Consider the following 20,559-nt stretch of genomic DNA (forward strand, 5'->3'; position numbering starts at 1 on the left):
TTTCCAGATATAAATCATTTCACCTCGACACCTTTTGCTTGTAGGTCGGCATGGTAGGACGAGCGTACAAACGGACCACAAGCGGCGTGGGTGAATCCCATTGCCATTGCTTCCGCTTTCATTTCTTCAAATTCTTCCGGGCGGACATAACGCTGTACCGGCAAATGGTGGCGACTTGGCTGCAGGTACTGCCCTAATGTCAACATTGTGACACCGTGACGTCGCAGATCGCGCATCACGTCCAGAATTTCTTCATTGGTTTCACCCAATCCCACCATCAAACCCGACTTGGTTGGAATTTCCGGATGCACAGCCTTAAAGTTTTCCAGCAGTTTGAGGGACCATTCATAGTTTGCCCCTGGTCGAACCTGGCGATACAGACGCGGTATGTTTTCCAGATTATGGTTAAATACGTCTGGCGGTGTCACGGTCAGAATATCCAGTGCCCGGTCCATGCGTCCCCGGAAATCGGGCACTAGTGTTTCAATTTTAATCTGTGGACTTTTACGGCGAATGGCGCTGATGCAGTCGGCAAAATGCTGAGCTCCGCCATCACGCAGATCATCCCGATCAACAGAAGTGATGACGACGTAGCGTAATCCCATATCGTGGATGGTTTGAGCCAGTTTTTCTGGCTCATTGTTGTCTGGGGCGATTGGACGTCCATGGGCAACATCACAAAATGGGCAACGACGGGTGCAAATGGCACCCAGGATCATAAATGTTGCCGTACCATGATTAAAACACTCTGCCAGATTAGGGCAGGATGCTTCTTCACATACCGAGTGCAGCCCGTTGCGGCGCATTGCGTCTTTGATACCTTGAATCCGGCTGGAATCCGCAGGCAATTTGATTTTCATCCATTCTGGTTTCCGTAGCATTTCCTGACGTTCGGTCGCTACTGTTTTCACCGGAATTAAGGCCATTTTATCTGCGTCGCGGTATTTTACGCCACGTTCGATCTGAATCGGTTTACTCATATTTGCGTAAGTTCCAGTTCTGAATCGCTATCATGAATTTATGGTTAGAATTCATGGGATCATCTTAATGATTAAACTTTTTTTTAAAAATATCACAAAATTATATCATCTTTGCCATAGGCAAGCAGCTTTTGCACGATCAAAATGAACAAAAAGTGTAAATAAAATGTGAATTCATCTGCATAAAAATACCAATAGCTTTATGGGGAATCGCTGAAGGGACGAGGCTGAGGTTCGCCCTGATGTTCCCAGTCCCAGATAATTTGCTCATGCTCTTTATAGCCCAGAAGGCGCATAAAAGATGACGTTAGTACCGGAGCAACATCATCCAGCGTTACGCCAGTGACCAGCTCGCTGAGTTGAGTCATTCTCATGCCAGCATAACCGCATGGATTAATGCGTAGGAAAGGAGACAGATCCATCGCAATATTTAGTGCCAATCCATGTAAGGAGCAGCCTTTGCGGATGCGTAGCCCCAGCGAGCAGATCTTACGTTCATCGACATAAACACCTGGAGCATCTGGTCGGGCATATGCATCAATGTGAAAGTGCGATAGCGTTTGTACTACGGTTTCTTCAATAGTGGTAACCAGCTGTCTTACACCCAGTTTTTGGCGCTTGAGATCGATCAGTACATACATCACTTGTTGGCCCGGCCCATGATAAGTAACTTGACCGCCTCTATCGCTTTGTATCACCGGAATATCACCAGGCATTAAGACATGTTCGGCCTTTCCTGCCTGACCTTGGGTAAATACCGGGAGATGCTGAACGAGCCAGAGTTCATCAAAGGTTGTGTCGTACCGATGTTCAGTGAAGTGATGCATAGCCAGTGAAACTGGCTCATAAGGGAGCACGCCCAGATGGCGAATGATTATCTTATCCTGTTGCAAACGTGTCATCTTCAGGTTAAGGAGGAATGTGTCAATTATAACGGCGTGACGCAGTAGCGAATAGCAGAGATTTCCACACTTGCTTTTCTTGGCGTGGAAGGATAACCGTCTAAATGATGAGCTGGCTTCAGAGAACCATACGCACGATGTCAATTTTCCCCAGTTCTTCATACAGCGTTTCAACCTGCTCAATATGAGTCGCGGTGATAGTGATAGAAACTGAGTGATAGTTTCCTTTAGCGCTGGGTTTGATTTGCGGTGTATAGTCACCAGGCGCATGGCGTTGTACAACTTCAACTACCAGATCTACCAGTTCTGGTTTTGCCAATCCCATCACTTTGTAGGTAAAAGGGCAGGGGAATTCGAGCAATTCGTTGAGTTTGGTTTTCATGAAAACTCCAGAGTAGTATGCATAAAGATACAGTACATGGATAGTAAGTATAACTCCCGCCTGAGCGGGAGTATATTTGTCATGCCATGGGGAGACGTATCTCCTAAACGATCAAAATTAACTGAACCAGTGATGGAACATCAGTTTTATGTAATCGATCATCCGGCTAAAATACCCGCCTTCTTTAACTTCGTTCATCACAACCAGCGGACGCTGATCGATGGTTTTACCATCCAGTTGGAAATTGATGGTACCCACAACCTGATTTTTACTTAATGGAGCGTGCAGTTCGGTATTGTTCAGGATGTAGCTGGCCTTAAGATCTTTCATGCGTCCACGTGGAATGGTGATGTAAACATCTTTTGCCACGCCGAGTGATACGCGGTCGCTGTCACCAAACCATACGGGTTCGGAAGCGAATTCTTTATCCGCTTTCAGCGGGGAAACAGTTTCAAAAAAACGAAATCCCCAGGTGAGTAGCTTTTTGCTTTCTGTTTCACGGCCTTTAAACGTATGTCCACCGAGTACTACTGAAATCAGACGCATCGGCCCTTCGGTGGCGGAAGCTACCAGATTATAGCCGGCGGATGCGGTATGTCCGGTTTTAATGCCATCTACATTAAGACTGGTATCCCATAACAAACCATTACGGTTGGCCTGGCGAATGTTATTGAAAGTGAACTCTTTCTCTTTATAGGTGGCATATTCATTCGGTACATCTCGGATCAATGCCTGACCAATTAATGCCATATCACGTGCAGAACTGTACTGTCCTTCCGCATCCAGACCATGCACGGTCTCAAAATGGGTGTTTTTCAGCCCCAGTTCTTTAACATAACCATTCATCAGATTGATGAACGCACCTTGGCTTCCAGCAACATAATCTGCCATGGCGACACAGGCATCATTGCCAGACTGTAGAATGATACCTTTGTTTAACATGTACACCGGCACATGATCACCTGGTTTCAGGAACATCAGCGACGAGCCTTTAAAAACCGGATTACCGGTAGCCCAGGCATCTTTTCCGATGGTAACGATATCGTTTGGGTTGATTTTCCCTGACTTTATCGCCTGACCGATGACATAACTGGTCATCATTTTTGTCAGACTTGCTGGGTTTCGACGGGTATCAGCGTTCATTTCGGCCAGAACTTTGCCTGAGTTGTAATCCATCAGGAAGTAAGCTTCAGCATCAATCTGCGGAACGCCAGGAATCATGGTTTTCAGATTAATGTCGTCAGCGTAGGCGAAAGATGATGCACTGATAACGAGCAGGGCGCTAAGTACAATATGTTTAGTGTGGCGAGACGTGATTACTGTATTCATGATGGGAACAACGACATCCGTGGGTATAAGTTAAAAAACGAGTCACACTATAACAGATGAAAAATGTGTGGGCATCCGACAATATGTTACGTGATCTTGTTGATATCAGTCATGTTGTCTCACTGGGCTGCCCATTTTTTTTTATAAGAAAGATTAATGAGTTATCTTCCCTCATCTTTCACTTAATTCTGTTGTTATCGTATGCCAGGAACAGCAGTGATAAAAGATTGCTGTTTAGCTTCGACTAACAGGCGTTGTTGAAGTTCAGTAGCTTGTTGTCGATTATTAAATGGGCCTAACTGAATACGATACAGCCCGCCATTAGCCGTTACTTTACCTGAAACGTGGAAGCGATCGTTCAGACTGTGTAACCAGTTCTGTGCCCGTTGTTGATCGCTCAGCGCTCCGACTTGGACGACGTAATGTCCGCCGTCTGAAAACCGAGGTTGAGGCGTACTGCCAGCAGATACCACCGACTTTGGTGTGCTTACCGTTGATACGGGTTCAGATCCTTCCAGTACGCCGCTGCGCAATGGTGTTGGTGCGCCAAGGAAACGCCCGTGAGAAACTGAGGTGCTGTCTATTGTATTTGTGTTGTTTGTCGTAGGTTGCAATGTTGTGTTACTGATAGGGCGGATTGTTGTGGTGGCAGATGGTTCTTCAGTCTGCATTACCGGCGTACCAAGTTCGCTGGATCCCAGGATGGGACGTTCTGGTAAAGCAAAGCTTTGCTTGGCTACGCGAGTACCAATAGTTCCTGGGCCAGAAAGCGAACCATCAGGAGATACATTGATAAAATCTACTTGAACCTTGGTATTGTTGGAAATATTCAGTCGATCGCCAGCCGCTTTTGACAAGTCAATAATCCGACCGGGTATATAAGGACCGCGGTCATTGATTCGTACCACCAGTTGGCGCCCATTACTCAGATTCGTTACTCGCACGTAGCAGGGAATCGGTAGTGTTGGGTGTGCAGCGGTCAATGCGTTGGGGTCGAACACTTCGCCCGTGGCGGTACGGTTACCTGAAGCCTCTCTGGAATACGATGATGCCAGACCGGTTTCGCTGAAGTTTTCCGGGTTTTTGACAATCTTATAGGTGCGCCCTTTTACGACGTAGTCCTGCAATGTGGATGGGTTATAGGGCTCATAGTGCGGCTCCACGCCACCGATCTCTTCTACTGGTCCGCTGTATATCTGGTGTGGTGGTGACTGAGGTTGTTCCGTTACGGTACAGCCAGAAAGCGCCAGGCCGATAACACTAATCCAAAAGCAATCCTTACGCATTTCCCACCCCTATAGATTTTTGGATAACATTTTGCGGTGAGTGTGTATCGACATGACGATGCCGAATCCCGCCATTAATACGATAAGTGCTGATCCACCATAACTGACCAGCGGCAGTGGTACACCGACTACCGGCAGAATACCACTGACCATGCCGATATTAACGAAAACGTAGACGAAGAAGATCAGCATTAATGCGCCAACCATAACCCGGCCGAAGGAGGTTTGTGCATTGGCTGCGATGACCAGACCACGCATAATCACGAACAGATAGAGCGCCAGTAGAACCAGTACGCCGATCAACCCTAGCTCTTCCGCCAACACGGCAAAGATGAAGTCAGTATGCCGTTCCGGCAGGAACTCAAGCTGTGACTGTGTGCCATGCAGCCAGCCTTTTCCCCATAATCCCCCTGAACCAATGGCAATCTTGGACTGAATAATATGATAGCCAGCGCCAAGAGGATCCGCTTCCGGGTTCAGTAGCATCATAACCCTATCGCGTTGGTAATCATGCATCAGGAAGAACCAAAGCACGGGAATAAAGGCCGCAACAAGTAGTGCTGCAACGGCAATTAGTCGCCAGCTCATTCCAGCCAGAAACAGGACAAAAAGCCCTGAGGCACAAATCAGGATTGATGTTCCCAGGTCAGGCTGTGCCGCAACCAGCATCGTTGGTACAAAAATCAGTACCAGGGCAACCGCCGTATTTTTCAGCGAAGGAGGGCACATATCGCGGTTAATATACCTCGCTACCATCAGTGGTACCGCGATTTTGGCAATTTCCGAAGGCTGGAAGCGCACTACACCAAGATCCAGCCAGCGTTGCGCCCCTTTACTGATTTGTCCGAAGATATCGACCATTACCAACAAAATGAAACAGATAATGTATAAATAAGGTGCCCAGCTTTCATAAACCCTGGGAGGAATTTGAGCCATGATGATCATCATCACGAGCCCCAGCACGACCTGGGCGATCTTGCGCTCCATCATGCCAACATCCTGCCCGCTGGCACTCCACATGACTATCAGGCTATAACCCAACAATCCCATAATGCCAAGGAGAAAAGGAAGGTCGATATGAAGCTTGGTCCAGAACGAGCCTTGTTGTTGACTTTCGGTCATGGGTATCTCTTACTCGGTTTCACTGCCGGGTGGCGAGGGGGGCGCATCCGGTAGTATTGTATTGTTATCACCTAACATAATATGGTCGAGAATCTGGCGCGTGATAGTCCCTACAGACGCGCCTGCACCGCCATTTTCCAGAACGACAGATACCGCGATTCTGGGATTATTATAAGGTGCAAAAGCGACCATCAGCTTATGATCGCGTAATCGTTCTGAAATTTTATGTGCGTTATAGGTTTCGTTCGCTTTTAGTCCGAATACCTGTGCAGTCCCTGATTTAGCCGCGATCTTATAAGAAGAGTTGGCAAAATTTTTATATGCCGTCCCGTTGGGGCGGTTTGCTACGCCATACATGCCATCTTTGGCGATTTCCCAGTAACCGGAGTGGATATCGCCAATTTGCTGATGGGTGGTTTGACGGTAAGGGACTAATACGCCATTTTCCCTGATACTGCCCAACAGATGCGGGGTTTTCACCTGTCCATCATTAATCAGGGTCATCAGTGCTTTCATCATCTGGATCGGCGTCGCTGTCCAGTAACCCTGACCAATCCCCACCGGTATGGTATCACCCTGATACCAGGGTTTTTTGTATCGTTTCAATTTCCAGGCGCGTGTCGGCATGGTGCCTGCGCGTTCCTCGGATATATCAATACCGGTATATTGGCCGTAACCAAACTTGGTCATCCATTCGGACAGGCGATCAATCCCCATATCATAAGCGACTTGATAAAAGAAGGTATCAGCGGATTCCTCCAGTGCCTTGGTCAGATTCAGCCGGCCATGACCCCATCGTTTCCAGTCTCGGAAACGTTTCTCGGATCCTGGCAATTGCCACCAACCAGGGTCAAACAAGGACGTATAGGGCGTAATAACACCGGCACTCAGAGCTGAAACCGCAATATAGGGTTTTACGGTGGAGGCTGGAGGATACACGCCTTGAGTGGCTCGGTTAATCAAGGGCCGGTCGGGGTTATCGAGTAAGGCGCGGTAATTTTTACTGGAAATGCCATCCACAAATGGATTCGGGTCATAACTGGGCGTGGATACCATCGCCAATATGCTACCGTCCCGCGGATCAGTAACAATTACTGCTGCTCGGCTTCCCACCAGTAGTTTTTCGATATAAGTCTGCAGATTCAGGTCAATCGTCAGGTAGATGTCTTTTCCCGCTTGCGGTGGTTGCTCATGCAGTTGCCTGATGACCCGTCCCCGATTGTTAACTTCTACTTCTTCGTAGCCGGGTTTTCCGTGCAGCTGCGTTTCATAATAATGTTCAATGCCCAGCTTACCAATGTCGTGGGTCGCGGCATAGTCGGCCAGTTTGCCTTCTTTATCCAGTCGTTCAAGGTCTTTATCGTTAATTTTTGAAACATAACCGAGAACGTGAGTCAGTGCGGAACCATAAGGGTAGTAGCGGTGTTGATATCCTTTCACCTCAACACCGGGAAAACGATATTGATTCACCGAGAAACGTGCCACCTGAATTTCATTCAGGTCGGTTTTTAAAGGTATGGAGGCAAAACGGCGTGAGTGTTTACGCTCTTTTTTGAAGTTATCGATATCTTCATCTGTCAGATTAACGATAGGCTTCAGTGCGTTCAGTGTGGCATCGACATTGGTGACTTTTTCTGGGACCAGCTCTAGCTGATAGATTGTGCGATTGAGTGCCAGAGGGATGCCATTGCGATCATATATGATGCCACGACTGGGTGCGATAGGGACCAGTTTTATGCGGTTTTCATTGGAACGGGTACGATAATCGTCAAAACGTGAAATTTGCAGATGATAAAGATTGGCGATGAGAATACCGGTAAGTAGCACAATGCCTAAAAACGCCACAAATGCGCGACGAACAAACAGAGCTGCTTCAGCGGTATAATCACGGAAAGGGTTATGTTCTATTTTCATCCGGCGATTTTACTTAACGTAGTTCATCATATCGCCTTACTCCCGGTGGTAAGGGTGATTAGTGGTAATGCTCCAGGCGCGGTACAGGCTTTCAGCAACCAGTACCCGCACCAGCGGATGGGGTAACGTTAACGGTGACAATGACCAACTTTGTTCCGCCGCCGCCTTGCATTCAGGAGATAATCCTTCAGGCCCACCGATTAACAGACTGACATCCCGGCCATCCTGTTTCCAGCGCTCTAACTGTTGCGCCAGATAAGGCGTTTCCCATGGTGCCCCTGGGATATCGAGCGTCACAATACGGTTACCTTTACCCACAGCAGCAAGCATTTGCTCGCCTTCTCGTTCCAGAATACGTTTGATATCTGCATTTTTACCCCGTTTCCCGGCTGGAATTTCTACCAGTTCGAGCGGCATATCTTTAGGGAAACGGCGCAGGTAATCAGTAAATCCGGCTTGCACCCAGTCTGGCATTTTAGTACCGACGGCGACCAGTTGCAGTTTCATACTAACCCCAGAGCTTTTCCAGTTCGTACAGGTGGCGACTCTCTTCCTGCATGACATGCACCATCACGTCGCCCAGGTCAACTACCACCCAGTCAGCAACGTTCTCTCCTTCAATACCCAGAGGGATCAAGCCGGCAGAACGGGATTGCTGTACTACATAGTCAGCAATGGACATGACGTGGCGACTGGACGTGCCAGTACAAATGATCATGCAATCAGTAATACTGGATTTGCCCTGAACATCCAGCGCAATAATATCCTGACCTTTCAAATCATCGATTTTATTGATAACGAAGTCTTGGAGTGCTTGGTTTTGCAAAGGTTCCCCCTGGGTTACTGTTAATCAACTGAAGCCTGACTGGGATTGCGTGGCATCAGTTTGAATACCCGCGTAACCACCACAGGACCTGTGGTTGAAACCAGCGGCGGAGTATATCACGCACTTAGGGTGAGTGATATAAAGCCGTCACTATCGGTATAAGTGGTATGTGTCAATATAATTCAGCACGGTGGGGGGAAGCAGGTCATGGCAATCGAGTCCTTGCTGACGTCGTTGACGTATCTCGGTGGCAGAGATAGGTTGCAATGGTGTATCAGCCAGATATATCAATCCATTGGGAATTTGGTGTAGGTGCTGTGGATCGCAGGTATGGTGGGCTTCCAACCAGCGCTGCATTTCCGGTGAAGAGAGTTGCTGTTTGTAACCGGGGCGAGCGCAAACCAGCAGATGACACTGTCCAAGAATGTCTTGCCAGCGGTGCCAGTGATGTAGTGTAGACAGTGAATCCTGGCCGATGATAAACGCCAGTGGGGCGTCTGGCCCTTTTTCTTGTCGCAGTTCTTTGAGGGTATCGATGGTATAAGAAGGTGTCTCGCGTTGTAATTCCCGAGCATCAACGTTAAACAGCGGATTATCTTTTATCGCCAGTTCGACCATCTGTTTGCGTTGGAGTGCGCTGGCTTCGGGTTGTTCACGATGTGGTGGAACATTATTCGGCAGTAGCGTAATGCGTTGTAATCCTACCTGGGTAGCAAGCGCAGTTACCGGGCGTAGATGACCATAATGGATGGGATCAAATGTGCCACCGAAATAAGCTGTTAACGGTGGTCTAGGTGTAAATCTCGACAAACTAGTAAACCTCAAGCAGGCTTGTGGGTAATGCTTTGCCGCACAGGATCATTGCTAATGTTTCCAGTTCGGACCAGACAGATTGCCCGTAATTCTGTTTCAGTGTAATTTCCAACTTAGCCAGTAAACCTATCGCCTGTTGTAGCTGAAGTAAAGATAAACGCTGTAGCGCTTGTGTAAGCAATGCCCGACGGTTTTGCCAAACCTTATGTTGATCGAGTAGTGCACGTAATGGCGTGGCGCTCATTTGGCGTTTTAGTGTCAGCAGCAGCAGCAGCTCCCGCTGCACAGTACGTAATAAAATAACCGGTTCACACTCTTCCTGACGCAATTGCTGCAAAATATGCCAGGCGCGTTTGCTTTTCCCGCCAAGTAGTGCATCGAGCCAATGGTATGGTGTGAAATGTGCGGCATCATCTACAGTGTGTTCCATCCGTGGCAGTGTCAGTTTTCCGTCAGGATAAAGCAGGGAAAGACGTTCTAATGCCTGTACCAGTGCCAACAGATTCCCTTCATAGTAATAACAGATTAATTGACTGGCGGGGGCATCAAGCTCCAGCTTCATGGTTTTGGCGCGCTGCGCAACCCAACGTGGCAATTGCTCTTGCTCTGGTGTCATACACGGGATGTAAACACTGTTTTGCGATAATGTTTTAAACCAGACGCTGTTTTCCTGAGATTTTGTCAACCGGTTTCCCCTGAGCATCAGCAATATGTCAGGGTGTAAGAGTTCAGACAGCCTCACCAACTGTTCATTCATTGATGCGCTGGGACCATTTTCCGGTAAGACTAATAACAATGTCTGCCGGGAAGCAAATAGACTGAGGGACTGGCAGGTAGAAAAAATAGCATCCCAATCGGTATTGTTATCCAGCGTAAAACTGAAATGTTCATGAAAAGCCTGCTGTTGGGCAACAGCACGAATGTTGTCCAGGCTTTCTTGCAATAAAAGCGGCTCATTGCCAAAAGTCAGATAACAGCCGCGCAACCCTTCGCGGAGTTGGGCGGCAAGTTGTTCAGGATAGATACGGATCATGAATGAGCTGGCGTAGATGGTGTGATGATCTTATCCTTCTGCTTGTTTTTCATTTCCTGTTTCCCTTTGATGGTCAAAAGCTCACGGACCAACTTCTGTGCAGCCCGGTCACGCATTTCCTGAAGGATAATGTCTTGTTCCGCATCTTTTGCCAACGCGGCAAGGGAGTTATCAAAGAAAGTACTAAACACTCTGACATTGAGCGGATAGATGTCATCCCCGGGTATCAGAACCTGCGCCTTTAATTCCATAACCCATTGGTATTCGGCGGCTTTACCATCCTGGAAAACAGAAACAGCACTACGTGTCGAAGATTCTCCAATAATACGTAGAGAGGGTACGTCCTGACGGCTCGCATTCTCAATAATATTAATATTATTGAGACGCAATTGTTCCCGGATGGCGCGAGATACCGGGCCATAGGGGTCGCCCGTATCCAGGATCAGGTCATGTAACTGTGACGGTACCTGGGTCGTACCGCGAAGATGAAATCCGCAACCAGCGGTAACCAAGACCACTAGCCCCAGCAACAACGTTAATAGTGGGTGTCGCACTGTACCTCCCTTAACCCACAACCAGGTTAAGCAGTTTGCCCGGAACATAAATCACTTTACGAACAGTGACGCCGTCCAGATATTTCGCCACCAGTGGTTCCTGTGCGGCGCGATCGCGTACCTGTTGTTCAGTAGCCTCTGCCGCTACGGTGATTCTGCCACGTACTTTCCCATTGACCTGAACCACAACCAGTTTGGAGTTTTCCACCATAGCCTGTTCATCAGCTATCGGCCATGGGGCTTTATCAATATCACCTTCACCATGCAACGCCTGCCACAGTGTAAAGCAGATGTGTGGTGTGAATGGGTAAAGCATACGAACTACTGCCTGTAACACTTCCTGCGTCAGGGCACGGTCCTGAATACTTTCCTGCGGTGCGCGGGCCAGTTTATTCATCAGTTCCATAATAGCAGCGATAGCGGTGTTAAAGGTTTGCCGACGGCCAATGTCATCGGTAACTTTGGCGATGGTTTTATGCAGGTCTCGACGCAAGGATTTCTGATCTTCGGTAATCGAAGCAATATCCAAAGGTAGTGTGGCCCCTTTCCCTGTGTGATCAAAGACTTGTTTCCAGACACGTTTCAGGAAACGATTAGCGCCTTCTACACCAGATTCTTGCCACTCCAGCGTCATTTCTGCCGGGGAGGCAAACATCATAAATAGGCGTACGGTGTCGGCACCGTATTTCTCTACCATGGTCTGAGGATCAATGCCGTTATTTTTCGATTTCGACATTTTACTCATACCGGCATACACCAGCTCACGACCTTCGGTATCAAACGCTTTAACAATGCGTCCTTTCTCGTCACGCTCTATGGTAACGTCGGCGGGTGATATCCAGATACGTTCACCATTCTTGCCAATGTAATAGAAGGCATCAGCCAGTACCATACCCTGACATAGCAGCCGTTTGGCCGGTTCATCAGAGTTCACCATGCCAGCATCACGCATCAGTTTATGGAAGAAGCGGAAATACATCAGGTGCATGATGGCATGTTCAATACCGCCGACATACTGATCGACTGGCAACCAGTAATTGGCCGCCGCCGGATCAAGCATACCCTGATCATATTGCGGACAGGTATAACGTGCGTAGTACCAGGATGACTCCATAAACGTATCGAAAGTATCAGTTTCACGCAGTGCTGGTTGGCCATTAACGGTGGTTTTTGCCCAATTGGGGTCGGCTTTAATTGGACTGGTAATCCCGTCCATCACCACATCTTCCGGCAGTATTATCGGTAACTGATCCGCAGGGGCTGGAATGACAGTGCCATCTTCCAGTGTGATCATCGGGATGGGGGCACCCCAGTAACGCTGACGAGATACACCCCAATCACGCAGACGATAATTCACTTTTCGTTGGCCAACACCCAACTCGACCAGTTTGTCGGCAATGGCGTTAAAAGCAGCGTCGAACGCCAGACCATCAAACTCGCCAGAATTGACCAGACGACCCTTTTCAGTCATTGCCTGGTCAGAAAGGTCCGGTGTGCTTCCATCAGACACCAGAATCACGGGTTTAATCGACAGGTGGTATTTAGTGGCAAATTCCCAGTCACGTTGGTCATGTCCTGGAACGGCCATCACTGCGCCAGTACCGTATTCCATTAGTACAAAGTTAGCCACCCATACCGGGACTTTTTCCCCGGATAACGGATGAATAGCAAATAGACCGGTAGCGACACCTTTTTTCTCCATCGTCGCCATGTCAGCTTCGGCAACTTTGGTATTACGGCATTCGGCAATGAAATCCCGTAGTGCCGGATTATGCTCTGCAGCCTGTGAGGCTAACGGATGACCCGCAGCCACAGCCACATAAGTGACACCCATAAAGGTATCCGGGCGAGTAGTATAAACGGTCAGTTTCTGGTCGCTGCCAGCCACATCAAAGGTGATCTCCACACCTTCAGAACGGCCAATCCAGTTACGTTGCATGGTTTTGACCTGTTCCGGCCAGCTTTCCAGCGTATCCAGATCGTTTAACAGTTGGTCCGCGTAGGCAGTGATTTTTATGAACCACTGTGGAATCTCTTTACGCTCGACCTTGGTGTCACAGCGCCAGCAGCAACCATCAATAACCTGCTCGTTGGCCAGTACCGTCTGGTCGTTCGGGCACCAGTTTACTGCGGAGGTTTTCTTATAAACCAGGCCTTTTTCGTACAGTTTGGTGAAAAACCATTGTTCCCAACGATAGTAATCAGGTTGGCAGGTAGCGAGTTCACGGTTCCAATCATAGCCAAAACCCAGCAGTTTCAGCTGGTTCTTCATATATTCAATATTGGCGTAGGTCCAGGGGGCGGGGGCGGTGTTGTTCTTTACCGCTGCGCCTTCCGCGGGCAAACCAAATGCATCCCAGCCAATAGGCTGTAGAACATTTTTCCCCAACATGCGTTGATAACGGGAGATCACATCGCCAATGGTGTAATTACGAACGTGTCCCATATGTAGACGGCCAGAAGGATAAGGTAGCATGGAAAGACAGTAATATTTTTCCTTGCCGGGTTCTTCGGTCACTTTAAACGTCTGCTTCTCTTGCCAGTGAAGCTGGACGTGCGCTTCTATTTCTTCTGGGCGGTATTGCTCTTGCATGGCTGCCAGGGGTCCTATGGTGATAATAGCTACGCCAGTAGCATGTTTGTTTCAATCAAAAGATCCGCATAGCATAGCTGATAAGCGAGTGGAGCAACAACACCCTGAGTCAGTCAGGCGCAGATTTATGCATTGATGGGTATGAACGCTGTAAATTTGTTCATATTTGGGTACGGCTCCCGGTTGTGGAGAGGAAATGATCTAAAATGAAAAGATAGCTTATTGGTTCATCAGTGCAGGTTACCCCCTGGTGGTGGATATTCGCTCTCGGCAACCGTTTTATTCACCAGAATCGCTAAGGAGTTACTATGAACAAAGTCGCCCACTATTACCGTGAGCTGATGTCTTCAGTGTCCGAACACTTGAAGAATGGTGAGCGGGATTTGGATAGCCTGGTGTCTAATGCCAGGAAGATGTTACAGGAAAGCAATGAGCTGACGCAGAAAGAAATTGAACTGGTGATGCAGGCGATACGGCGTGATCTGGAAGAGTTTGCCCGTAGCTATGAAGAAAATCAGGAGGCGGTTACTGATAGTGTATTTATGCGGGTGATTAAAGAAAGTCTATGGCAGGAACTGGCGGATATCACAGATAAAACCCAGCTTGAATGGCGGGAAATTTTCAAAGATGTCAACCACCATGGTATCTATAATAGTGGTGAAGTCGTTGGGTTAGGCAATCTGGTTTGTGAGAAGTGTCATCATCATATTGCGTTTTATACCCCGGAAGTGTTGCCACTTTGTCCTAAGTGTTCTCACAATCAGTTTCATCGGCAGCCTTTCCAACCCTGAGTTTCTGTCCATGAAGAGACAGCGAGGGTGTCGATGACACTCTCGCTGGAAGGCTTAATGTAGTATTTTCGCCAGAAAATCTTTGGCTCGCTCGGATTGAGGATTACTAAAGAAGTCATCCTTACGCGTATCCTCAATGATTCTGCCCTCATCCATGAAAATGACTCGGTGTGCCACTTTACGAGCAAAGCCCATTTCGTGAGTGACGACCATCATGGTCATCCCTTCCTGCGCCAGTTCAACCATGACATCCAGCACTTCATTGATCATTTCAGGATCCAGTGCTGAGGTTGGTTCATCAAACAACATGGCTATCGGGTCCATGCACAGGGCTCGGGCAATGGCCACACGCTGCTGCTGACCACCGGATAACTGGCCAGGATATTTATTGGCATGTGCGGATAACCCAACACGATCCAGTAATTTCAGTGCCTTTTCGCGTGCTGGCTCACTCTGGCGTTTGAGCACTTTAATCTGCGCGAGTGTGAGGTTATCGATAATGGAAAGATGAGGAAACAGTTCAAAATGCTGAAATACCATCCCCACTTTTGAACGTAACTGAGCCAGATTGGTCCGTTTGTCATTAACAATAATACCGTTAACTTCAATCTGCCCTCGTTGGATCGGTTCCAGGCCATTAACGGTTTTGATTAGTGTCGATTTTCCGGAGCCAGACGGCCCGCAAACGACGACTACCTCACCTTTTTTTACTTCTGTGGAACAGTCGGTAAGAACCTGAAAGTGACCATACCATTTAGAAATATTTTTCAGGAAAATCATCAAACCGTCCTTTTCTTCAGGTAATTGACCAGCATCGATGCAGCAATGCTGATAATAAAATAAACAAATCCGGCAAACAAAATCATCTCAACCTGAGTTCCGTCGCGCTCACCGATAGTGGACGCGGTGCGAAAGAAATCAGCCAGGCTGAGTACATACACCAGCGAGGTGTCCTGGAACAGGACTATACCTTGCGTCAGCAATAATGGAACCATGGCGCGAAACGCTTGTGGCAGAATGACCAGCTTCATGGATTGCCAATGTGTCATTCCCAGCGCCAAGGCTGCCGAGGATTGACCGCGGGATATACTTTGAATACCCGCACGGATAATTTCCGAATAATAGGCTGCTTCAAACAATGAGAAGGCCACTATAGCGGATACCAACCGAATGTCAGTTTTCGGTGAAAGGTCAAACATATTTTGTAATAAATTAGGCACGATCAGATAGAACCATAACAGCACCATCACTAACGGTACTGAACGAAACAGGTTCACATAAAGTTTGGCAAACCAGCTTACGGGTTTAAGTGGTGATAGGCGCATCACTGCCAGAACCGTTCCCCAAATAATGCCGAAAACTATGGCCGTAATGGTAATTCTGAACGTGATTCCCAGCCCTTGTAACAAGTAAGGGAGACCCGGTACGATTGAGCTCCAGTCAAAATCATACATACTTATTTGCTCCCCATATTACCTGGCAAACGGGTTTTTCTTTCAACCACTTGCATGATAAGCATGATAATGGCGTTGATGCCGATGTAAGCTAGTGTAATGGCGGTGAAAGACTCATAGGCGTGGGCAGAATAATCGAGCAATCTCCCGGCTTGCGAGGCTAATTCGGCCAGACCGATAGTAGACGCGATGGCTGAGTTTTTGACCAGGTTGAGCATTTCAGATGTCAGCGGCGGTACAATGATTCGATAGGCGTTCGGCAGTAACACATAACGGTAGGTTTGTGTGAGCGTCAGTCCAATCGCCAGTCCTGCTGCTTTTTGTCCACTCGGCAAAGACTGAATGCCCGCACGTACCTGTTCACAAACACGAGCCGCAGTAAACATGCCGAGGCAAAGCATGGAAGATACAAAAAACTGAATGTTGGGATCTAACTCAGCTTTAAACCAGGTACCAATACTGGAAGGCAACAACTCCGGCACAACCAGGTACCAACTGAAAAATTGTACAATTAGTGGGACATTACGGAAAAGTTCAACATAACAGGTACCGATACTGGCAATAAACCGATTAGGTACGGTACGTAGAATACCGAAGAGCGACCCCAGTATAAATGCGATGACCCAGGCACATAAGGAGAGGGCCACCGTGACCTCAAGGCCAGAAATAATCCACCCGAGATAAGTAGTATTCCCGAACGGGGCGGCTTGCAGGAAAATACCCCAGTTCCAATCTATTGACATAACAGACTCCGGTAAAAAAAGGGTAGCGAAGCTACCCTGAAGATTGATGAGTGGCGATGAACACAGGGTGGGGAACGACCACCCTGTGCCTGTCTGTCTTGCCACGAATCAGCAATCATAAAGCAGAAAAAACTGCTCTTATTTTCATTATTAATTCGTTTACAACGCTTTGTCGTTCGGTGCCTTGAATAATGCTTTCATTTGATCTGACAGCGTGAAGTTCATGTTCAGACCTTTAGGTGGAATTGGCTGTTTGAACCAACGATCAAACCATTTTTCTGCTTCACCAGAGGTTTGAATTTGAGCAATAGTGTCATCGACCAGTTTCTTGAACTGGGGATCATCTTTACGCAGCATACAGCCATAGGCTTCCTGTGACTGTGGCGTACCAACAATTACCCACTGGTCAGGTTTTTTTGACTTGGCGCGTTCACCGGCCAACAAGGCATCATCCATCATAAAAGCTACAGCACGTCCGCTTTCCAGGGTACGGAAAGAGTCGCCATGATCTTTGGCACTGATGATGCGCATTTTCATATGCTTCTCGTCATTGAGCTTATTCAGCAGAATTTCAGAAGTAGTACCGGCTGTTACCACAACGGCTTTACCCGCTAAATCAGGAAAATCTTTAATACCTGAATTTCGATTGGTTAGCAGACGCGTACCTATAATGAAAATAGTATCGGAGAAATCAACTTGTTTCTGGCGTTCCAGGTTATTGGTTGTAGAGCCACATTCCAAATCGAATGTCCCGTTTTGCAATAATGGAATACGGTTTTGAGAAGTAATAGGAATAAGTTTTACTTGAAGATTAGGTGCACCTATTTTCTTTTTGACTGCTTCAACAATTTTATTGGAGTACGCCTGAGAATAACCGATAACTTTCTGCTGGTTATCATAGTAAGAAAATGGCACAGATGATTCACGGTGGCCAATAACGATAACACCATTGTCTTTCACTTTCTTCAGGGTGCCAGTTAGGTCATCTGCATGAGCCAGACTACTCGCGGTACCAATCAGAAGTAGTGAGAGTGCCAGTTTACGCAGTTGCATGTTCTAACTCCTTTGCTGTGGTGCTAAGCCATTAAATGATAATTTGATCTTAAGCGATACAAAAAGTGTGCACCGCTAAAGAGCGAAAAAAACATTGTACTGTTAAAAAATAGCGGATTGTGAATATATTGAAACGGAAATGTTTGTTTTTTGAGAGGCATGCCGCACCAAAACACTGCAAAAAGACTCTTATGCACACATTTAGTGCGTGAGATGCCCTGAATGTGTGCTAATCCAATTTAGAAATCTACAAAAAACATGAAATTAGCCATTTCGAGTAAATACAAGCAATTAATATGCCAGGAAAAGACGCTGGGCATGTTTACAGCCATGCCCAGAATGGATGGAAGGCCGTGAAGTTTAGCGCCTGCGCAGGCTATAAATGAGTGCGCTGAAGCCGAATAACAGGTTCAGGATCCACAAAGGCCATGAACCGAAGCGAGCATAAGGGGTCATACCGGTAGCGGGTGTCACGCGGGTTTCAAGAACCGCCCGTGTAAACTGCGGCAGGGAGGCACTGATTTCACCATAAGGATCGATAACGGCAGTAATTCCGTTATTGGTGCTTCGTACCAATGGCCGGCCAAGTTCCAGTGCCCGCATCCGAGCCATCTGGAAATGCTGCCAAGGTCCGATTGAGTGACCAAACCAGGCATCGTTGGAGACAGTCAGTAACATATCGGTGTTTTCACGGAAATTATCCCGCACTTGTTGACCAAGAATCACCTCATAACAAATGGTGGAGGTGAGTCTGTAGCCATTAACGACTAGTTGCGGCTGTATATAGTTTCCTCGGCTGAAAGATGACATTGGCAAGTCAAAAAAAGGCGCCAGTGGACGTAGCAATTTTTCTAATGGAACAAACTCCCCAAAAGGAACCAAGTGGCTTTTGTTGTAACGATTACTGGTAGGGTAATGATAAGGTTTCTCGTCACCGAGCACGATAATGCTGTTGTAGTACTTAGTGCTATTCCCCACCCGGCGAGCATCGACGATGCCGGTAATCAGGCTGCTATGGCGTTCGCGTAGCACATTGTCAAGTAGTGTCAGATACCTGTTTTGTCGGACTTCAACGTCGGGAATGGCTGACTCTGGCCAAACGATGATGGGGGCTTTGCCCATATAGGGCAAACTATTATCCAGATAGATTTTCAGCGTGTTCAGCAATTCATCAGGGTTCCACTTTATTTCTTGTGGAATATCACCTTGAACCAAAGCCATGTCGACGCTTCGTTCTGGTTGAAGTTGAAACCATTGCAATGAGCGTAATGGCCAGGCCAAAATAAATAGAGCAACGGCAATCAACGCAGGTTTCCAGCGACGTTGACTCAGTGCCTGTACCCACAGACCACTGATCATCATCAGCATAAACGTAATGGTATCCACACCCATAATGGGGGCAATACCTTTTAACGGACCATCGATCTGGCTGTAGCCAAACTGTAGCCAGGGGAAGCCCGTCAGTACCCAGCCGCGTAGATATTCGGTTAGTTGCCAGATAACCGGCGCGGCTATAGCCACTCGCCACCAGGTGGTTTTCGGCCATAATCGAGTCAATATACCTGAAAACAGCATCGGGTACAGCGACAGATAGAGCACCAGCAAAACAACGAGGCCAACGTTTACCGGTCCAGGCATGCCGCCGAAGTCGGCAATACTGACATATACCCAGTGAATCCCACTGCCAAATAGTCCTACTCCCCAGTAAAAGCCGATCAAGGATGACTGACGCACAGTGCGATTGAGCGTCAGTCCCTGTAATCCCATAAGAGAAATAATCGCCGCTGGCCAGATGTCAAAAGGTGAAAATGCCAGTGTGCCGCAGGCACCGAATAAAATCGCCAGCAGTATACGAACCTGCTGGCGTTGTAATAAGGAGGTTACAGCCATGACCGATTTAATCTTCCAGTTGTGGTTGTGGAACGTTGTCAGGAAGTCTGACATGGACCTGAATGATACGTCGGCTGTCTGCCATGGCAACTTTGAACAGGTAACCGTCTATGTCAATGGTTTTCCCCCGAGAGGGCAAATGACCAAAGGCCTGCATCACCAGGCCACCAATGGTATCTACTTCTTCATCGCTGAATTGGGTAGAGAAAACATCGTTGAAATCTTCAATGGGGGTTAGTGCCCGGACAGTATAAGTCTGGCGATTGAGTTGGCGAATATCCCGATCTTCATCATCATCATATTCGTCTTCAATTTCACCAACGATCAACTCAAGGATATCCTCAATCGTGACCAGCCCTGATACACCACCAAATTCATCGATGACGATTGCCATGTGGTAGCGCAGGGAGCGAAATTCGTTGAGCATGCGATCTACCCGCTTGCTTTCTGGCACAACAACAGCAGGTCGCAGCACTTTGTCCATGCTGAATGGTTCAGAATCGTTGCGCATAAACGGCAACAAATCCTTGGCCATCAAAATCCCTTCAATATGATCTTTGTCTTCACTGATGACAGGAAAACGTGAATGAGCGGATTCGATAATTACGTCTAAACACTCTTCCAGTGTTTGATTATGTTTCAGGGTAATCATCTGTGAACGTGGGATCATAATGTCACGTACACGTTGTTCAGCGATATCCATGACACCCTCAAGCATATCGCGGGTATCAGGATCGATCAGATCATTTTGCTCAGAATCACGGATCAATGTGAGCAGATCGTTACGATCTTTAGGTTCACCATGAAAGAGCTGATTAAGAATAAGGGAAAAAAATCCCTTTTTGGGACTGGGGCTATCGTTGTTTGTAGAATGGTCATCGCTCATGGAGTATT

Annotated in this window: 20 protein-coding genes; 1 reads left to right on the top strand and 19 read right to left on the bottom strand. The window is 47.6% G+C overall.

Annotation, left to right across the window (positions count from 1 at the left end; all coding sequences use genetic code 11):
- Positions 1–14: 14 nt before the first annotated feature.
- The 13 genes from lipA to leuS form a co-directional block, all read right to left on the bottom strand.
- Positions 15–980 carry a lipoyl synthase gene (gene lipA / locus PCO85_07040; protein ID WJV55164.1) on the bottom strand — a complete coding sequence of 322 codons (966 nt, stop codon included), beginning with the start codon at positions 978–980 and terminating at the stop codon, positions 15–17.
- Positions 981–1,180: 200 nt separating this feature from the next.
- Positions 1,181–1,882, bottom strand: a complete 702-nt coding sequence (gene lipB, locus PCO85_07045; protein WJV55165.1) for a lipoyl(octanoyl) transferase LipB — start codon at positions 1,880–1,882, stop codon at positions 1,181–1,183.
- Positions 1,883–2,000: 118 nt separating this feature from the next.
- Positions 2,001–2,264, bottom strand: a complete 264-nt coding sequence (ybeD, locus tag PCO85_07050) for a DUF493 family protein YbeD (protein WJV55166.1) — start codon at positions 2,262–2,264, stop codon at positions 2,001–2,003.
- 117 nt (positions 2,265–2,381) lie between these two features.
- The gene (dacA, locus tag PCO85_07055; GenBank protein WJV55167.1) at positions 2,382–3,593 is read right to left on the bottom strand and encodes a D-alanyl-D-alanine carboxypeptidase DacA; all 1,212 of its coding nucleotides are present in this window, start codon (positions 3,591–3,593) and stop codon (positions 2,382–2,384) included.
- Positions 3,594–3,787: 194 nt separating this feature from the next.
- A complete protein-coding gene (gene rlpA, locus PCO85_07060; protein ID WJV55168.1) occupies positions 3,788–4,879 on the bottom strand; it encodes an endolytic peptidoglycan transglycosylase RlpA in 1,092 nt (363 codons plus the stop codon).
- 9 nt (positions 4,880–4,888) lie between these two features.
- The gene (gene mrdB, locus PCO85_07065; GenBank protein WJV55169.1) at positions 4,889–6,001 is read right to left on the bottom strand and encodes a peptidoglycan glycosyltransferase MrdB; all 1,113 of its coding nucleotides are present in this window, start codon (positions 5,999–6,001) and stop codon (positions 4,889–4,891) included.
- Between the two features lie 9 nt (positions 6,002–6,010).
- Positions 6,011–7,915 (bottom strand): peptidoglycan DD-transpeptidase MrdA, encoded by a 1,905-nt coding sequence (mrdA, locus tag PCO85_07070; GenBank protein ID WJV55170.1) that lies wholly within the window; start codon positions 7,913–7,915, stop codon positions 6,011–6,013.
- A gap of 36 nt (positions 7,916–7,951) precedes the next feature.
- Positions 7,952–8,422, bottom strand: a complete 471-nt coding sequence (gene rlmH / locus PCO85_07075) for a 23S rRNA (pseudouridine(1915)-N(3))-methyltransferase RlmH (GenBank protein WJV55171.1) — start codon at positions 8,420–8,422, stop codon at positions 7,952–7,954.
- A gap of 1 nt (position 8,423) precedes the next feature.
- Entirely contained in the window at positions 8,424–8,741 is a 318-nt protein-coding gene (gene rsfS, locus PCO85_07080; protein WJV55172.1) for a ribosome silencing factor, read from the bottom strand.
- A gap of 150 nt (positions 8,742–8,891) precedes the next feature.
- Entirely contained in the window at positions 8,892–9,551 is a 660-nt protein-coding gene (nadD, locus tag PCO85_07085) for a nicotinate-nucleotide adenylyltransferase (GenBank protein ID WJV55173.1), read from the bottom strand.
- 1 nt (position 9,552) lies between these two features.
- A complete protein-coding gene (gene holA / locus PCO85_07090) occupies positions 9,553–10,587 on the bottom strand; it encodes a DNA polymerase III subunit delta (protein WJV55174.1) in 1,035 nt (344 codons plus the stop codon).
- Complete coding sequence (lptE, locus tag PCO85_07095) at positions 10,584–11,141, bottom strand: LPS assembly lipoprotein LptE (protein WJV55175.1); 558 nt, start codon at positions 11,139–11,141, stop codon at positions 10,584–10,586. The genes holA and lptE overlap by 4 nt, the downstream gene beginning before the upstream one ends.
- A 10-nt stretch (positions 11,142–11,151) precedes the next feature.
- Entirely contained in the window at positions 11,152–13,734 is a 2,583-nt protein-coding gene (gene leuS / locus PCO85_07100) for a leucine--tRNA ligase (GenBank protein ID WJV55176.1), read from the bottom strand.
- Positions 13,735–14,042: 308 nt separating this feature from the next.
- Here leuS and PCO85_07105 point away from each other — a divergent pair, with 308 nt between their 5' ends.
- Positions 14,043–14,525, top strand: coding sequence for a zinc ribbon-containing protein (locus tag PCO85_07105; GenBank protein ID WJV55177.1), 483 nt, complete (start codon positions 14,043–14,045; stop codon positions 14,523–14,525).
- Between the two features lie 54 nt (positions 14,526–14,579).
- Here the strand turns inward: PCO85_07105 and PCO85_07110 are convergent, their stop codons facing one another.
- The 6 genes from PCO85_07110 to corC all read right to left on the bottom strand — a co-directional run bounded on the left by PCO85_07110 (position 14,580) and on the right by corC (position 20,551).
- Positions 14,580–15,305, bottom strand: coding sequence for an amino acid ABC transporter ATP-binding protein (locus PCO85_07110; GenBank protein ID WJV55178.1), 726 nt, complete (start codon positions 15,303–15,305; stop codon positions 14,580–14,582).
- Complete coding sequence (gene gltK / locus PCO85_07115) at positions 15,305–15,979, bottom strand: glutamate/aspartate ABC transporter permease GltK (protein ID WJV55179.1); 675 nt, start codon at positions 15,977–15,979, stop codon at positions 15,305–15,307. The genes PCO85_07110 and gltK overlap by 1 nt, the downstream gene beginning before the upstream one ends.
- Before the next feature lie 2 nt (positions 15,980–15,981).
- A complete protein-coding gene (locus PCO85_07120) occupies positions 15,982–16,722 on the bottom strand; it encodes an amino acid ABC transporter permease (GenBank protein WJV55180.1) in 741 nt (246 codons plus the stop codon).
- Between the two features lie 159 nt (positions 16,723–16,881).
- Complete coding sequence (locus PCO85_07125) at positions 16,882–17,775, bottom strand: amino acid ABC transporter substrate-binding protein (protein ID WJV55181.1); 894 nt, start codon at positions 17,773–17,775, stop codon at positions 16,882–16,884.
- A gap of 360 nt (positions 17,776–18,135) precedes the next feature.
- Positions 18,136–19,665 carry an apolipoprotein N-acyltransferase gene (gene lnt, locus PCO85_07130; protein ID WJV55182.1) on the bottom strand — a complete coding sequence of 510 codons (1,530 nt, stop codon included), beginning with the start codon at positions 19,663–19,665 and terminating at the stop codon, positions 18,136–18,138.
- A gap of 7 nt (positions 19,666–19,672) precedes the next feature.
- Positions 19,673–20,551 carry a CNNM family magnesium/cobalt transport protein CorC gene (gene corC, locus PCO85_07135; GenBank protein ID WJV55183.1) on the bottom strand — a complete coding sequence of 293 codons (879 nt, stop codon included), beginning with the start codon at positions 20,549–20,551 and terminating at the stop codon, positions 19,673–19,675.
- Positions 20,552–20,559 lie beyond the last annotated feature (8 nt).

Origin of the sequence: Prodigiosinella aquatilis (assembly GCA_030388725.1) — a bacterium.
In the GTDB taxonomy this organism is placed as follows: domain Bacteria; phylum Pseudomonadota; class Gammaproteobacteria; order Enterobacterales; family Enterobacteriaceae; genus Prodigiosinella; species Prodigiosinella aquatilis.

What these genes read in the sequence shown, in the direction of transcription:
- lipA (WJV55164.1), bottom strand. Translation starts at nt 980, where the DNA reads ATGAGTAAACCGATTCAGATCGAACGTGGCGTAAAATACCGCGACGCA.
- lipB (WJV55165.1), bottom strand. Translation starts at nt 1,882, where the DNA reads ATGACACGTTTGCAACAGGATAAGATAATCATTCGCCATCTGGGCGTG.
- ybeD (WJV55166.1), bottom strand. Translation starts at nt 2,264, where the DNA reads ATGAAAACCAAACTCAACGAATTGCTCGAATTCCCCTGCCCTTTTACC.
- dacA (WJV55167.1), bottom strand. Translation starts at nt 3,593, where the DNA reads ATGAATACAGTAATCACGTCTCGCCACACTAAACATATTGTACTTAGC.
- rlpA (WJV55168.1), bottom strand. Translation starts at nt 4,879, where the DNA reads ATGCGTAAGGATTGCTTTTGGATTAGTGTTATCGGCCTGGCGCTTTCT.
- mrdB (WJV55169.1), bottom strand. Translation starts at nt 6,001, where the DNA reads ATGACCGAAAGTCAACAACAAGGCTCGTTCTGGACCAAGCTTCATATC.
- mrdA (WJV55170.1), bottom strand. Translation starts at nt 7,915, where the DNA reads ATGAAAATAGAACATAACCCTTTCCGTGATTATACCGCTGAAGCAGCT.
- rlmH (WJV55171.1), bottom strand. Translation starts at nt 8,422, where the DNA reads ATGAAACTGCAACTGGTCGCCGTCGGTACTAAAATGCCAGACTGGGTG.
- holA (WJV55174.1), bottom strand. Translation starts at nt 10,587, where the DNA reads ATGATCCGTATCTATCCTGAACAACTTGCCGCCCAACTCCGCGAAGGG.
- leuS (WJV55176.1), bottom strand. Translation starts at nt 13,734, where the DNA reads ATGCAAGAGCAATACCGCCCAGAAGAAATAGAAGCGCACGTCCAGCTT.
- PCO85_07105 (WJV55177.1), top strand. Translation starts at nt 14,043, where the DNA reads ATGAACAAAGTCGCCCACTATTACCGTGAGCTGATGTCTTCAGTGTCC.
- PCO85_07110 (WJV55178.1), bottom strand. Translation starts at nt 15,305, where the DNA reads ATGATTTTCCTGAAAAATATTTCTAAATGGTATGGTCACTTTCAGGTT.
- gltK (WJV55179.1), bottom strand. Translation starts at nt 15,979, where the DNA reads ATGTATGATTTTGACTGGAGCTCAATCGTACCGGGTCTCCCTTACTTG.
- PCO85_07120 (WJV55180.1), bottom strand. Translation starts at nt 16,722, where the DNA reads ATGTCAATAGATTGGAACTGGGGTATTTTCCTGCAAGCCGCCCCGTTC.
- PCO85_07125 (WJV55181.1), bottom strand. Translation starts at nt 17,775, where the DNA reads ATGCAACTGCGTAAACTGGCACTCTCACTACTTCTGATTGGTACCGCG.
- lnt (WJV55182.1), bottom strand. Translation starts at nt 19,665, where the DNA reads ATGGCTGTAACCTCCTTATTACAACGCCAGCAGGTTCGTATACTGCTG.
- corC (WJV55183.1), bottom strand. Translation starts at nt 20,551, where the DNA reads ATGAGCGATGACCATTCTACAAACAACGATAGCCCCAGTCCCAAAAAG.